We start from the raw sequence: 13,314 nt of genomic DNA on the forward strand, positions 1-13,314 counted from the left end.
GTGCGCGTTGACGTGCACGTAAGGTAGAAGTAAGTAACACCGCGAGCTTCGTTCGGCACAGCGGTAACAGTTTACGGAATGCGTAATAAAGGTGCAGGGCGCTCGCCACTGCGCTCAAGTCGAGGCCAGGGTGGCACTGTCACTTGCTGGTTGCTGTTGCACACACCGTTGATGGAGTTGCTATGAGTACTGCATTGCCTGCGTTGGGTTTCGCTGGGATTGGCTTGATGGGCCTGCCGATGTGCCGTCGCCTGTTGGCTGCCGGTTATCCATTGACGGTATGGAACCGCAGCCCGCACAAGTGCGCCGAGTTGGTCGCTGCCGGCGCCCGGCTGGCGGCGAGCCCTGCAGAGCTGAGCCAGTACAGCGATATGGTGCTGTTGTGCCTGGCGGACACCCGCGTGGTCCGCGAGGTGGTTTTTGGTGAACAGGGGGTGGCCGCAGGCGGTCGGCACGGGCAGTTGTTGGTCGACCTGTCCAGCCTTGAGCCCAGTGCGACGCGGGCAATGGCAGCCGAGCTGGCAGCGCGTTGTGGCATGGCCTGGTTGGATGCGCCAGTGTCTGGCGGCACAGCCGGGGCTACCGCCGGTAGCCTGGCGATCATGGTTGGCGGCGCAGCGCAGGATCTGGCCCGGGCACGGCCGGTGCTGATGCAGCTCGGTCAGCGCGTGACTCACATGGGCGCGGTAGGCGCGGGCCAGGTCACCAAAGCCTGCAACCAGATGATCGTTGCCTGCAATGCCTTGGTGATTGCCGAAGTGGTCGCCCTCGCCGAGCGCTCCGGCGTCGATGCCAGTTTGATCGCCGAAGCGCTGGCCGGTGGCTTTGCCGATTCCAAGCCGCTGCAGATACTTGCGCCGCAGATGGCAGCGAGCGAGTTCGAACCGGTCAAGTGGCATGTACGCACGCTGCTCAAGGACCTCGATGGCGCCGTCAAACTGTCCCACGAGCAGGGCTCGGCCGCACCGATCAGTGGCCTCGCCGCGCAACTGATGCGCTTGCACGGTAGCCAGGGCTGCCTGGAAAAAGATCCGGCAACTCTGGTTGAGCTGTATCGGCATCTGCCGTGAGCGCCGGTTGCTGGCGATCGAGGCGCTGCAGTACCGGGTACAGCTCGGTCAACGGCACCGGTCGGCTGAGCAGGTAGCCTTGCAGGTAATCACAGCTATGGCTGACCAGAAACTGCTGCTGCTCCACGGTTTCGACGCCTTCGGTGACTACCTGCAGGTGCAGGGTGTGGGCCATCATGATGATTGCCTGGACGATCTCACGGTCTTTCTGGCTGACCGGGACTTCCTGGATAAATGAACGATCGATCTTCAGTACGTCCAGCGGCAGGCGTTTGAGGTAAGCCAGCGACGAATAGCCAGTGCCGAAGTCATCGATCGACAGCGCCACGCCTTGCCCGCGAATCCGCTTGAGCAGGTTGATGACCTGCTGAATGTCGCCCATCAGGGCGTTTTCGGTGACCTCCAGTTCCAGTTGTCGCGGCGCCAGGCCAGCCTGGAACAAGGCCTGTTCGACGTCATCTGGGAGCTCTTCGCGGGCCAGGGTCAGCGCCGAGCAATTGACCGTGACCTTGAGGCTGGCGTAACCATGCTGATTGAGCCGGGCGAGGTCGGCGCAGGCGCGGCGCAGCACCCACAGATCCAGCTCGGCGATCAGCCCGTTGGCTTCGGCGATGCCGATGAAGCGGTCGGGCCCGAGCAGACCGTGCTGCGGGTGTTGCCAGCGCACCAGCGCTTCCAGCTTGGCCACTTGACCGCTGCGTACGTCGAAAATAGGTTGGTAGTGCACGCACAGGCCGCGTTCTTCGAGCAAGGCAACCCGCAGTTCTTCCTCCAACTGCAGTTCCAGGGTCGCGCGAACACGCAGACTGCTATTGAAGAAGTTGAGGTTGTTGCGTCCGCAGCCTTTGGACTGATAAAGCGCCAGGTCGGCGTTTTTCAGCAATTCTTCGGCATTGCGGCCGTCGTCCGGATAGATGCTGATGCCGATGCTGGTGGTCATGACCATACGCCGTCCGCCCAGGTCGATCGGCTCTTTCATCCGCTGCATGATCCGCTGCGCCAGGTGACGGGCCTCGTCGCGGCTGTGCAGGCTGGTGACGATGCAGAATTCGTCGCCGCCAAACCGCGCCACCAGATCCTGGCTGCGGGTTGCGGCTTTGATGTGGTCGGCGATGACCTTGAGCAGATCATCGCCGGCGGCGTGGCCGAGGCTGTCGTTGATCCGCTTGAAGTGGTCGATGTCGAGGAACATCACCGCCAGCATGCCTTCATTTGCGGCGTGCTCGGCGAGACGTTCGGCAAACACCTGGTTGAAACCGCGGCGGTTGATCAGGTTGGTCAGTGCATCGTAGTGCGCGGCCTGCTGCAGCGACACCCGGGCCTGGTCAAGCTGGCTGAGCAGCACACTGACCCGGCGCAGGTCGTGCTCCTTGCTTTGCAGTTTTTTGTCGGCCAGCGCCGCGCTGATGCTGCTGGCGCTGATCAGCAGGGTGATGCAGGCAACGGTCAGGCCCAACTGCAGGCTGTTGTCAGTGGATGGCAGGCTCAGCGCAGCGTCTGCCGGGATCACCAGGGTCATGGCCGCCATGCCGGTAAAATGGGTAGCCACGATACCGCCGGCCATCAGCAGGCTGGCGCCGTACTTCATGGCCAGATGCAGGGTGCCGCTGCCGTTGCGAAAGTAACGCGCCATGACCAGCGCCAGCAGGCTGGCGACAATGGCAATCAGCAACGAGGCCAGCAGCAGGCTGGTCTGGTAGTACTGCACGGCGCTGGTCTTCATTGCCGCCATGCCGACGTAGTGCATCAAGGTCACACCGAGGCCGATGAATGTGGCTGCTTGCAGGTAATGAAGCGGGCTCATCACATGGCGCTCAAGGCTGTGCATGGCGAACCACGAGGCGAGTAGGGCAAGCAGCAACGACAACCCTGTCAGCGCGGCGTCATAGTGGGTTTCCAGCGGCGCGTGAAAGGCCAGCATGCTGATGAAATGCAAGGCCCAGATACCGCCTGCCAGGCAGCATGCGCCGAGGATCCGCCATTGCCGGCGAGCGTTGTCGTTCTCGCTGTGGCATTGGCGCTCAGCCATATCCAGGGTGGCAAACGCCGCAGCGCTGACGACGATATAGGCCAGAATGATCAGCAATGGCTCGTGACGGCAGTCGATAACGATCTGTCCGGTTGCCGGTAGCTCGGCGAACAATTGCAGTCCCAGCCACTCCATCGCGCCTCTCCGTGGTGCCCTGCATCCGTCCCCGACGGAGACTCATGAATACGCAGTATAGGAAAAGGTAGTTAACCCTTCCTGATTAATGGCTATTTGGTTGCTACGATTTGGTTATCAGGCTGATAGCGGGCGGAAATAAAAAAGGGCGCCGTAAGGCGCCCTGGTTTTTACTGCTTGCGAGTCGTGCTTGGACTACTCAGCCCGCGACCAGCACCCGAATCGCTTCCAGACGCAAAGCCGCCTTGTCGAGCATGGCCAAGCCCTGCTCACGCTGTGCACGCAGCGCATCGATTTCGCTGTCACGTACCGTCGGGTTGACGGCCTTGAGTGCGGTCAGGCGTGCCAACTCCTCATCCGCTTCGGCAGCCAGGCGACGCTGCGCCTCGGCCACGCGCTCGACGTGCACCGGCTCGATCTTGGCTTCGGCACCACTGATGCGCTGGGCCAATACATCGCGCTGCGCCTGGATGAACTTGTTGGCGCTGGCCCGCGGCACGCTTTCGAGCTGCTCGTTGAGCGTCTCGAAGGCCACCCGTGCGGCGAGGTCGTTGCCGTTGGCATCGAGCAAACAGCGCAGGGCAGCGGTCGGCAGGTAGCGGCCAAGTTGCAGGCTGCGAGGCGCGACCACTTCACTTACGTAGAGCAGTTCGAGCAGGACGGTGCCTGGCTTGAGCGCCTTGTTCTTGATCAACGCTACGGCGGTGTTGCCCATCGACCCGGACAGCACCAGGTCCATGCCGCCCTGTACCATTGGGTGTTCCCAGGTGAGGAACTGCATGTCTTCGCGCGACAATGCCTGGGCCCGGTCGTAGGTGATGGTCACGCCTTCGTCGTCACCCAACGGGAAGCTGGCGTCGAGCATCTTTTCGCTCGGCTTGAGGATCAGGGCGTTTTCCGAATGGTCCTCGCTGTCGATACCAAAGGCATCGAACAGGGTTTCCATATAAATAGGCAGGGCGAACTGGTCGTCCTGCTCCAAGATCGCCTCGACCAGTGCCTGACCTTCGCCAGCACCGCCGGAGTTGAGCTCGAGCAAGCGGTCGCGGCCGCTGTGCAGTTCGGACTCGAGGCGCTCGCGGTCAGCGCGGGCTTCGTCCACCAGGGTGTTCCAGGCGCTGGCTTCGCCATCGCCGAGCAGCGAAAGCAAGCGCGAACCGTGGCGATGTTGCAGGGCGTTGCCGGTCGGGCAAGTGGCGAGGAACGCATTCAGTGCCAGGTGGTACCACTGGAACAGGCGCTCTTGCGGGCTGTCCTGCAGGTACGGGATATGCAGCTCGATGGTGTGCTTCTGGCCGATCCGGTCGAGACGGCCAATGCGCTGCTCGAGCAGGTCGGGGTGGGCTGGCAGGTCGAACATCACCAGGTGATGAGCGAACTGGAAGTTGCGGCCCTCACTGCCGATTTCCGAGCAGATCAGTACTTGAGCGCCGAACTCTTCATCGGCGAAGTAGGCTGCCGCGCGATCCCGTTCGAGGATGCTCATCCCTTCATGGAATACCGTGGTTGGGATGCCGGAGCGCACGCGCAGGGCGTCTTCCAGGTCCATCGCGGTCTCGGCGTGGGCGCAGATCACCAGGACCTTGGTGCGCTTGAGCATTTTCAGCGTGTCGATCAGCCAGTCGACCCGTGGGTCGAAGCGCCACCAGCGTTGCTCGTCATCGCCTGGGCCCTGGGCCTGGAAGGCCACTTCCGGATACAGCTCGGCGCGCTCGCCAGCCGGCAGTGCGCTGTACTGCTCAGGGTTAGGCAGCGGGTAGGGATGCAGATGACGCTCGGGGAAGCCTTGCACGGCAGCACGGGTGTTACGGAACAGCACGCGGCCGGTACCGTGGCGATCGAGCAGCTCGCGGATCAAGCGTGCGCTGGCTTCGCTGTCGCCATCGTTGACCGCAGTCAACAAGGCTTCGCCTTCGGCACCGAGGAAACCGTGGATAGTGGCGTGGGCCTTGGGCGACAGGCGGCCTTGTTCGAGCAGCTCCTGCACTGCTTCGGCGACCGGGCGGTAGTTCTCGCTCTCGGCGCGGAAGGCTGCCAGGTCGTGGAAGCGATGCGGGTCGAGCAGACGCAGGCGCGCGAAGTGGCTGTCCTGGCCAAGTTGCTCGGGGGTCGCGGTCAGCAGCAGCACGCCAGGGATGACCTCGGCAAGTTGCTCGACCAGGGAATATTCCGCGCTGGCGTTTTCTTCGTGCCAGACCAGGTGATGCGCTTCATCGACCACCATCAGGTCCCAGCCGGCGGCGAACAGCGCGTCCTGAGCCTTCTCGTCTTCGACCAGCCACTCCAGCGCGACCAACGCCAGCTGGGCGTCTTCGAATGGGTTGCTGGCATCGCTTTCAATGAAACGTTCGGCGTCGAACAGCGCTACCTGCAGGTTGAAGCGCCGGCGCATCTCTACCAGCCACTGGTGCTGGAGATTTTCTGGAACGAGGATCAGCACCCGGTTGGCGCGGCCGGTGAGCAGTTGGCGGTGAATCACCAGGCCTGCTTCGATGGTCTTGCCCAGGCCTACTTCATCGGCCAGCAGAACGCGCGGGGCGATCCGGTCAGCGACCTCACGGGCGATATGCAGCTGGTGCGCGATCGGTTGCGCGCGGCAGCCGCCCAGCCCCCACAGGCTCGACAGCATCTGTTTGCTGTTGTGCTGCAGGGTGTTGTAACGCAGCGAGAACCACGCCAGCTGGTCGATCTGCCCGGCGAACAGGCGGTCGCTGGCCAGGCGGAACTGGATGAAGTTGGACAGCTGGGTTTCCGGCAGGGTGCGCGGCTGGTTCTGTGCGTCGAGGCCGTGGTAGACCATCAAGCCGTCGACGTCATCGACCTCGCGCACGGTCAGCTTCCAGCCTTCGAAATGAGTGATCTGGTCGCCCGGCGAGAAGCGCACGCGGGTCAGCGGCGCATTGCGCAGGGAATATTGACGGGTGTCGCCAGTGGCCGGGTACAGCACGGTCAGCAAGCGGCCATCCTGTGCCAGGATGGTACCCAGGCCGAGCTCGGCTTCGCTGTCGCTGATCCAGCGTTGCCCCGGTTGATACTGCTGCGCCATACTGCCTGAACTCCCGCCGATGAAAAGCCGGCTATGTTAACGGATAGACCGGGCAGACCAAAGAGTTAACAGACTAGCCGTTTCATCGACGCCCACCCGCAGCGACGAGGATACCCAGCCCAATGCCTGCCAAGTACCGTTGGTTGACCGCTTCCATGGGCCTGGGCAGCTTGCTGCTGATGGCCGGTTGCGAGCAGAACAATTTCCAGTCCTTGGCGCCGATCGCCGCCGAGCAGCTCGAGGTGCTGGGTGTGCGTACACCGATCAAGAGCGTGCATTTTCGCGACCGCGACGGCGAGGGGCTGTTGGTGTTGAGCCGTACCGATGGCCAGGCCAGTGACCCCGAGAGCGAGCAGGAAGTCGACAAGGTGGTGCTCAAAGCCACCCTGTACGGGCGCACTGCCGGCAGCGAAGCGTTCAAGCCGCGCTGGCAGATCGAGCAAGAGACCACCTGCCCGGGGCTGGACCTGGATGTCGACTTCTATACCGATGTCAGTGACGTCAGCGATCTGAATGGCGACGGTGTCGCTGAAGTGACAGTGGCCAGCCACGCATTCTGCGGCGGTGGTATTGACCCGCACGACATTGCAATCGAACTGCGTGAAGGTGCTTCGGTCTACAGCATCACGGGTCAGTCCTTGATCAGCCCGGCAGGAGAACAACCTATCGGCGGTGAGCGGGTTGATAGCGCTTCACTGAAGAATGCCGCGCAGGTCCTGCGTGATCATCTGGATGCGGTGTGGCAGAAGGTCTACAAACGGCCGTGGAGCGAAGTCAGCCCCGAGCCGGATGATGCAGATGACGATCTACCCGATTAAGCAAGCCTGGCTGGTGGCGCTCGCTTCCCGTAGTGAGGCACTCAAGGCCGGTTCACACCGGCCGATACAGTAGTGACAGGAGAACCTCAATGCTGCCGCCGATCATTCCACTCAGTGCCATGCCCGTGACCACCCAGCACGACCCGGTCAAACAGACACCGGACATCCGCCCGGTTGTCCCTGCGCAGCCAGCTCCCGACGATAGCTCGATCAACCTCAAGCAGCAGCGCGACCCCAACGAGCAGGCCTTGCTCCTGCGTGAAGAGCAGCGCCGCCAGCATCAGCGCCGCCACGATGAGGATGACGAGCGTTACGAGGCACTCGCCGGTGAGGAACTCAATGCCGACAACACCGTGCCTGTAGCGCCCCTGGGCGAACGCCCGCGCCAGGGTCTGCTGGTCGATATCGAAGTCTGACTGGCCAACATCGGCGCCTGGCGGCATCATGCACTTATCTGCTGACAGCCCGGGCCCGCCCATGAGTGACGACAACCTGATCGACTTCGGTGCCGAGCGCGCCAAACGTATCCATGATCTCAAGGACAAGCGCCTTGATGAAATGCGCCAGGCCTTCGAGCAAGCCATGCCGCTGACCGCTGGCAAAAAGAAAAAGCCCAAGAACAAACCCAAAAAGCGCTGAAACTTGACGCAGGTCAACCCTGCGCCCGCCTCCAGTGCCCGGTCCCGGGCACTATTGACCCCGGTCAATTTCCTCCCTGCTCCTATTCGCTACCTTACATCCATCGGACGACGGCAGATAAACAGGGAGCGCCGACATGTTCTTCGACAATGTGGTTATCGCAGGTGTTGTGACGGTCGGATTGATGCTGGTCTTCTTCGCCGGTCTGGGCATTTTCATCTGGAAGGATTCGCACAAGCGCAAACAGCGCTGATCCTTCCCGATTCATGAGCACGCAAGGCATTTAGGGCGACTTCGGTCGCCCATTTTTTTGTCTGGATTTTCTTGCTGGCGCAGCGCGGCTTACTGTTCCGGCAACAGTGCTTGAACAGCCGTCTCAAGCCGATCAACGGCCAGGTGAAAGCTGAACACAGTTCCGCCCGCAAGGCTTGATGCCACTTGCATGTGCCCGCCGTGGGCAAGGGCGATCTGGTTGGCAATATACAGGCCGAGGCCCAGGCCTTGTTGATGGGCTGTGGCGCGTGTTCGGGTAAAGGGCTGAAACAGCTGAGCGAGGGTCTGCGCGGGGATCGGTTCGCCCAGGTTATGTACGCTCAGCAGGAAGTGGCCGTCATGAATGTTTGCACCAACCGTCACCACACCCTGCGGGTCACCATGCACCAGGGCGTTGGCGATCAGGTTGGATAACAACTGGGCAATCCGCTCAGGGTCACAATACAAACCGTCGATCTCGCCCAGTTGCAGCTGCAATTGGCGCTGTGGATGGACGCGTTGCAGTTCCGAGGCAACGTGCCGCAGTACCTCGGCCAGGTCATGGCACGGTTGCTGCGCAAGGGCGATACCGCTGCCCAGGCGGCCGCGGGCGAAGTCCAGCACATCACGCACAAGATTGCTCGCCCGTTGACCGCAGGTGAGGATGTGCTTGGCCAGTGCCTGGTGTTTTTGCTCGGTCAGGCGCTGCACCAGCAGCTCTGCGCCGGCGGTGATGGCAAACAGCGGGTTGCGCAGGTCGTGGCCCAGCACGGCAATGAACTGCTCGCGCACCTCTGCCATCGCTCGCTCCTGCTGCAGGGCGTGTTCGGTACGCTGCGCCTGTTCTTCATGTTCTATCTGCACCGACAGCAGGCGGGCAAAGCCCTCGACCATTGGCTGTACTGCGCTGTTTTTCAGCGCAAACGGCTCGGGATCAAGCGCGCAGATGGTGCCGAAGAAACTGCCGTCCTGCCGGTACACCGGCACAGAGATGTAACTCTCGAACTTGTATTGCTTGGGGGTGGGGTGCTGGCAGTAGAGCTGGTCTTCACTGGCCTTGTCGATCACGATCGCCTGATGTGAGCTGCGGATTACATTGCAAAAGGTAGTGGCGATGTCCAGCTCGCCGCCTACATCCATGCCGAACCCGAGGCCGTCCAGCACCGCACAGGCGGTCCAGCTGTGCTCGGTGACCCGCGCCACTGCAGCAAAGCGCATACCGGTGCTCTGGCAGATAACCTGAAGAATCGCCGGCACGGCACTGATGCGACCAATAGTGGCGATGTCGGAACTTACCGCGTTGTTCATGCAGGGTTCCACGGCCCCTTGGGCCACATCAATGATTTGCCGGGTATTCTAGCGGGCTTGCCAGGAGCAGATCAAAAAGCTTGGCGAAGCGCTGGCCAGTTGCGCTAGGCTGAAAGCTGCGCGTGGCCCGCCAGAGGCCGCCGCAGGCTTTGCGTGCGTCACTCTCTTAACTAGCGAGGTACGCCATGGCCATTACTTCTCAAGACATCTGCAGCGCCGCCGACCAGCTCAATGGCTTTGTCGGTTATCACGCCAAGCGCGGCAGTCATATCGTGCGCTTTTCCGAAGATGCGTTTGGCATGGATGTAGCGGACGACACCATTACACCGTGTAGCGAATTCGTCTGGCGGGCCGAGTCCGGGCAGCGCATGGCGTTGTGCCGTGAGCGCCTGGCCCTGCTGCTCGGCCAGCATGTGGACGACCGCCTGAATATCGCCGAGCCGTTGCGCATCTATCTGCAGCGCAGCGATCTGCCGGAGATCGTTGCCGAGCGCCGTCTGCGTTGAATGTGGCCCCGCTCAGTCTGGGTATGCCAGCCTGAGCGGGGCAGCAGGCCCATGATTGAAGCTGACCTGGTCGCGGCCCTGATGTTTGGCGGCATAGAGTGCTTTGTCGGCGTGTTCCAGCCAGTGCTCCGGCGACTTCAAAAGCTCATCATAGGCTGCCAGACCAATGCTCAGACTGATCCGTAACATGGGTAGTTGCGGGTTGCGGTAGGCATTGACCCGCTCACGCAGCGCTTCCATCGCCAGCCCAGCCCGGGCTTGGTCAGCCCCTGGGAATATCACGCAGAACTCGTCGCCACCGTAGCGCCCGGCCTGATCATCCGGGCCAAGGCTGCGCTGCAGTTCCTGGCTCAAGTGGCGCAGCACGCAGTCGCCGACGACGTGACCATAAGTGTCATTGATGGCCTTGAAATGGTCGATGTCGATCAGGGCGATCATTGCCGGCAGGCGCTGTTGGCGGCTGATCTGGAACTTGAGCAGGAGCAGGTCCTTCCATGAACCGTGATTGAGCAAACCAGTCAGGCTGTCGGTACGGCTCAGTGCGCTGAGCTGACGTTTATGGTCGGCCAGGTTGATCGCCAGGCGATAACACACCCATCCAAGTGCTACGGGATACAGGGCCAGCATTGGCAGGCATGCCCAGACCTGCAGGGCGCTGGTCTGCAACTGCAGGCCGCTGCCCAGCATCGCGCTGGCGAGCAGCATCCCGGCTAATTGCCCGAGCAGCCCGCGCGCCAGCAGGGATTTGCCGCCGGCGGCAACATTGTTCATGGTCATCATCGACAGGATGGTCACCGTGGGCAGAGGATTGAAGTGCATGGCCGCCACCCAGAAGCCGCCCATCAGTGAGTCCAGCAGCAGGTTACGTTGTTCGGCGCGGTAGGGCGCAGTGGAATGCTTGGCCCATAGATAAGCAACGTGTGGCCACAGCAAGCCATTAACCAGCATCAACGCCCAGATCCAGCCGGGAGGATGCAGCGGTGCCATGGCGGCCATCACGCTGAACAGGCCGATGCCCATGCCGAGAATCCTGGGCAGGTAGATGCGCCTGACGAATGAGAGTCCCTTGCCGCTTCTGTTGTCGATCATGATCGTGGTTCTTCCGTGGGGCGCCGTTTATCGCATAAATTGCGTGAATATTGTTCAACAGACTCACCGCAGCGAAAAATGACCTTACAAGCCAATTCACGGTTGATCCAACGCTGTGGGGTAATATGAAGGCCTTGTTTCTCTACGGAGTGCTCCTGTTCATGCTGCCCACGGACTCCCCCGCCGGTGAACCGGCGCGTTATCAGGATGGGCGCTTTCATAACCATGCGGCCCTGCCACAGGACGGCATGCTGAAAAAACTGCGCATTGGTCTCAAATACCTGTTCTTGCGCAAACCACCGCAAACGCGGCCAGCGACGGCTATTACCTTGCAGCCGATGAGCCGGCAGCAGTTGCTTGATTCGCCAGACCACAGTCTGTGGCGGCTGGGGCACTCGACGATACTGCTCAAGCTGCGTGGGCGCTTTTTCCTCACCGACCCGGTGTTTGCCGAGCGCGCCTCGCCGGTGCAGTGGGCCGGGCCGCAGCGCTTTCACCCTTCGCCGTTGGCGACCAACGAGATTCCGCCGTTGGCAGCCGTGATCCTGTCCCATGATCACTTCGATCACCTCGACGAGCATGCCATTCGCCAGTTGGCGCCGCGCACGGATGTTTTCCTGGTGCCGCTAGGAGTTGGTGACCGCCTGATCGGGTGGGGAGTGCCAGCTGGCAAGGTGCGCCAACTCGATTGGTGGCAGGAGGCCGAGGTGGCGGGCGTGCGCTTCGCCGCCACACCTGCGCAGCACTTCTCCGGGCGCGGTCTGTTCGACAGCAATCAGACGTTGTGGGCGTCCTGGGTGATCATCGATGACGGGCTGCGGCTGTTTTTCAGTGGCGATACCGGTTACTTCGATGGCTTTCGTCAGATAGGCGAGCGCTACGGTCCGTTCGACCTCACGCTGATTGAAACCGGCGCCTACAACCTGGCCTGGCCCAGCGTGCACATGCAGCCCGAGCAAAGCTTGCAAGCGCACCTGGATCTGCGTGGGCGTTGGATGCTGCCTATCCACAATGGCACCTTTGATTTGTCTACCCATACCTGGCAGGAGCCGTTCGAACGTATTCTCGCGCTGGCCGGCGCTGCTCACGTCAAGCTGAGCACGCCGCAGATGGGCGAGCGTGTCAGCCTCGACTCACCCCACGCTGGGCAGAACTGGTGGCAACCGCGCCCCCTGCGTCAGCAGGGCAGGGCGCAACCCAGTTCAGTTGTCTCGCGTTAGCTATTAAAGACGCGGCTCTTGGCGATCGTTATTTTGGTTGGCTTCCTTTAATAGCTTGGACGGTGGCTTGCCGCTGTCGCTGCGCACCTGGGCGTGGCTGATCAAGGCAAAGATGAAGCTGCCACCGATGATGTTGCCGGCCAAGGTAGGCAGGGCAAACTCGAACACAAAAGCCTGCCAGGTTTCATCGCCAGCCCAGACCAGGTAGGAAACCTCGACCGAGCCCACCACGATATGGGTGAAGTCGCCGAGGGCCATCATGTAGGTGATCAGCAGGATGATCCAGATCTTGGCGTTCTCCATTGCCGGGATCATCCAGACCATGGTTGCGATCATCCAGCCCGATATGATGCCTTTGGCAAACATCTGGCTGATGTCGTTTTGCATGACCTTGCGGCCTATCTCCAGGAATGCCACGTCTGCCTTGCTGTCGAAAATCGGCAGCTCGAGCATGACCCAGGACACCAGCAGCGTGCCGGCCATATTGCCCAGCAGCACCACGCTCCATAAACGCAACAAGCGGCCGAGGTTGCCCAGGGTCGGGGTAGTCATCACTGGCAGCACGGCAGTGAGCGTGTTTTCGGTAAACAATTGCTGGCGCGCCAGGATCACAGCGAGAAACCCGGCGCAGTAGCCAAGGCTGGCGATGACCTGTGCACTGTCACCCTCTGGCAGGCGGGCATAGAACAAGCCCATAGCCATCAACGACAGGCCCATGCTCAGGCCGGCGGCAAGTGCCGACCACCACAGCGCGGCGAGGGTTCGCTCCAGCTCCTGGTCGCCTTGGGCGCGGATGATCTCGTGCAGCACCGCGGCCCGGGGCGGTTGGTTATGGCTGATTTCCTGTTCTTCATCCGCCGACAGGCCAGGGGTTTTGTCGCTGTGCGCATCGCTCATTACCGCTGTGCTCCTCAGGGTGTTTCTCTACAGATCAATTGCGCTGCCGTTTAGTTGCCGGGAAGGCCGTTATCAGCGCGAAAGTTTTTTCAGATCAAGGTGTTGACTCCAAATTCAGATCGCGTATTATTCGCCACCTCGCAGCGATGCAGTCGCAGCGAGGCAAGTGTTAAACGCTTGAGGTTGTTAGTAGCAAAAAGGCAGTTGACAGCAGGTTGTAACGCTGTAGAATTCGCCTCCCGCTACGAGAGATCGCAAGCGAGTCAAGTGTTTGAAGTTGAACGAGTTTCTCGCAAAATACTTCG

12 protein-coding genes are annotated in these 13,314 nt (G+C 61.4%); 7 read left to right on the forward strand and 5 right to left on the reverse strand.

What is annotated here, in order from left to right:
• The first annotated feature begins 182 nt into the window (after positions 1 to 182).
• Complete coding sequence (locus AC58X1_RS20125) at positions 183 to 1,070, forward strand: NAD(P)-dependent oxidoreductase (RefSeq protein WP_220632447.1); 888 nt, start codon at positions 183 to 185, stop codon at positions 1,068 to 1,070.
• Here AC58X1_RS20125 and AC58X1_RS20130 read toward each other — a convergent pair.
• Both AC58X1_RS20130 and rapA read right to left on the reverse strand, forming a co-directional pair.
• Positions 970 to 3,234, reverse strand: coding sequence for a putative bifunctional diguanylate cyclase/phosphodiesterase (locus AC58X1_RS20130; protein ID WP_447732713.1), 2,265 nt, complete (start codon positions 3,232 to 3,234; stop codon positions 970 to 972). The genes AC58X1_RS20125 and AC58X1_RS20130 overlap by 101 nt on opposite strands.
• A 199-nt stretch (positions 3,235 to 3,433) precedes the next feature.
• Entirely contained in the window at positions 3,434 to 6,280 is a 2,847-nt protein-coding gene (gene rapA, locus AC58X1_RS20135; RefSeq protein ID WP_101321794.1) for an RNA polymerase-associated protein RapA, read from the reverse strand.
• A gap of 122 nt (positions 6,281 to 6,402) precedes the next feature.
• On the opposite strand from rapA, the gene AC58X1_RS20140 reads away from it, so the two are divergent.
• From AC58X1_RS20140 to ccoM, 4 genes are all read left to right on the forward strand, one after another.
• Positions 6,403 to 7,098 carry a M949_RS01915 family surface polysaccharide biosynthesis protein gene (locus AC58X1_RS20140; protein ID WP_101321793.1) on the forward strand — a complete coding sequence of 232 codons (696 nt, stop codon included), beginning with the start codon at positions 6,403 to 6,405 and terminating at the stop codon, positions 7,096 to 7,098.
• 89 nt (positions 7,099 to 7,187) lie between these two features.
• Positions 7,188 to 7,514, forward strand: coding sequence for an aspartate-semialdehyde dehydrogenase (locus AC58X1_RS20145; RefSeq protein ID WP_101321792.1), 327 nt, complete (start codon positions 7,188 to 7,190; stop codon positions 7,512 to 7,514).
• Positions 7,515 to 7,575: 61 nt separating this feature from the next.
• Positions 7,576 to 7,737: a hypothetical protein gene (locus AC58X1_RS20150; protein WP_178080789.1), complete on the forward strand. Its 162-nt coding sequence runs from the start codon at positions 7,576 to 7,578 to the stop codon at positions 7,735 to 7,737.
• A gap of 136 nt (positions 7,738 to 7,873) precedes the next feature.
• Positions 7,874 to 7,990: a cytochrome c oxidase subunit CcoM gene (gene ccoM / locus AC58X1_RS20155; protein ID WP_275967712.1), complete on the forward strand. Its 117-nt coding sequence runs from the start codon at positions 7,874 to 7,876 to the stop codon at positions 7,988 to 7,990.
• An 89-nt stretch (positions 7,991 to 8,079) separates the two neighbouring features.
• Here ccoM and AC58X1_RS20160 read toward each other — a convergent pair whose 3' ends face one another.
• Positions 8,080 to 9,297, reverse strand: a complete 1,218-nt coding sequence (locus AC58X1_RS20160; RefSeq protein WP_150571549.1) for a GAF domain-containing sensor histidine kinase — start codon at positions 9,295 to 9,297, stop codon at positions 8,080 to 8,082.
• A 185-nt stretch (positions 9,298 to 9,482) separates the two neighbouring features.
• Here AC58X1_RS20160 and AC58X1_RS20165 point away from each other — a divergent pair, with 185 nt between their 5' ends.
• Entirely contained in the window at positions 9,483 to 9,803 is a 321-nt protein-coding gene (locus AC58X1_RS20165) for a DUF2025 family protein (RefSeq protein ID WP_497429360.1), read from the forward strand.
• A 12-nt stretch (positions 9,804 to 9,815) separates the two neighbouring features.
• On the opposite strand, the gene AC58X1_RS20170 is transcribed toward AC58X1_RS20165, so the two are convergent.
• Complete coding sequence (locus AC58X1_RS20170; protein WP_150573607.1) at positions 9,816 to 10,892, reverse strand: diguanylate cyclase; 1,077 nt, start codon at positions 10,890 to 10,892, stop codon at positions 9,816 to 9,818.
• 125 nt (positions 10,893 to 11,017) lie between these two features.
• On the opposite strand from AC58X1_RS20170, the gene AC58X1_RS20175 reads away from it, so the two are divergent.
• Positions 11,018 to 12,112, forward strand: a complete 1,095-nt coding sequence (locus AC58X1_RS20175) for an MBL fold metallo-hydrolase (protein WP_150571547.1) — start codon at positions 11,018 to 11,020, stop codon at positions 12,110 to 12,112.
• A gap of 3 nt (positions 12,113 to 12,115) precedes the next feature.
• Here the strand turns inward: AC58X1_RS20175 and AC58X1_RS20180 are convergent, their stop codons facing one another.
• Positions 12,116 to 13,009, reverse strand: coding sequence for a formate/nitrite transporter family protein (locus AC58X1_RS20180; protein ID WP_101321787.1), 894 nt, complete (start codon positions 13,007 to 13,009; stop codon positions 12,116 to 12,118).
• Between the last annotated feature and the right edge of the window lie 305 nt (positions 13,010 to 13,314).

Source organism: Pseudomonas sp. PGPR N4, from assembly GCF_059693665.1.

What these genes read in the sequence shown, in the direction of transcription:
- AC58X1_RS20125 (WP_220632447.1), top strand. Translation starts at nt 183, where the DNA reads ATGAGTACTGCATTGCCTGCGTTGGGTTTCGCTGGGATTGGCTTGATG.
- AC58X1_RS20130 (WP_447732713.1), bottom strand. Translation starts at nt 3,234, where the DNA reads ATGGAGTGGCTGGGACTGCAATTGTTCGCCGAGCTACCGGCAACCGGA.
- rapA (WP_101321794.1), bottom strand. Translation starts at nt 6,280, where the DNA reads ATGGCGCAGCAGTATCAACCGGGGCAACGCTGGATCAGCGACAGCGAA.
- AC58X1_RS20140 (WP_101321793.1), top strand. Translation starts at nt 6,403, where the DNA reads ATGCCTGCCAAGTACCGTTGGTTGACCGCTTCCATGGGCCTGGGCAGC.
- AC58X1_RS20145 (WP_101321792.1), top strand. Translation starts at nt 7,188, where the DNA reads ATGCTGCCGCCGATCATTCCACTCAGTGCCATGCCCGTGACCACCCAG.
- AC58X1_RS20150 (WP_178080789.1), top strand. Translation starts at nt 7,576, where the DNA reads ATGAGTGACGACAACCTGATCGACTTCGGTGCCGAGCGCGCCAAACGT.
- ccoM (WP_275967712.1), top strand. Translation starts at nt 7,874, where the DNA reads ATGTTCTTCGACAATGTGGTTATCGCAGGTGTTGTGACGGTCGGATTG.
- AC58X1_RS20160 (WP_150571549.1), bottom strand. Translation starts at nt 9,297, where the DNA reads ATGAACAACGCGGTAAGTTCCGACATCGCCACTATTGGTCGCATCAGT.
- AC58X1_RS20165 (WP_497429360.1), top strand. Translation starts at nt 9,483, where the DNA reads ATGGCCATTACTTCTCAAGACATCTGCAGCGCCGCCGACCAGCTCAAT.
- AC58X1_RS20170 (WP_150573607.1), bottom strand. Translation starts at nt 10,892, where the DNA reads ATGATCGACAACAGAAGCGGCAAGGGACTCTCATTCGTCAGGCGCATC.
- AC58X1_RS20175 (WP_150571547.1), top strand. Translation starts at nt 11,018, where the DNA reads ATGAAGGCCTTGTTTCTCTACGGAGTGCTCCTGTTCATGCTGCCCACG.
- AC58X1_RS20180 (WP_101321787.1), bottom strand. Translation starts at nt 13,009, where the DNA reads ATGAGCGATGCGCACAGCGACAAAACCCCTGGCCTGTCGGCGGATGAA.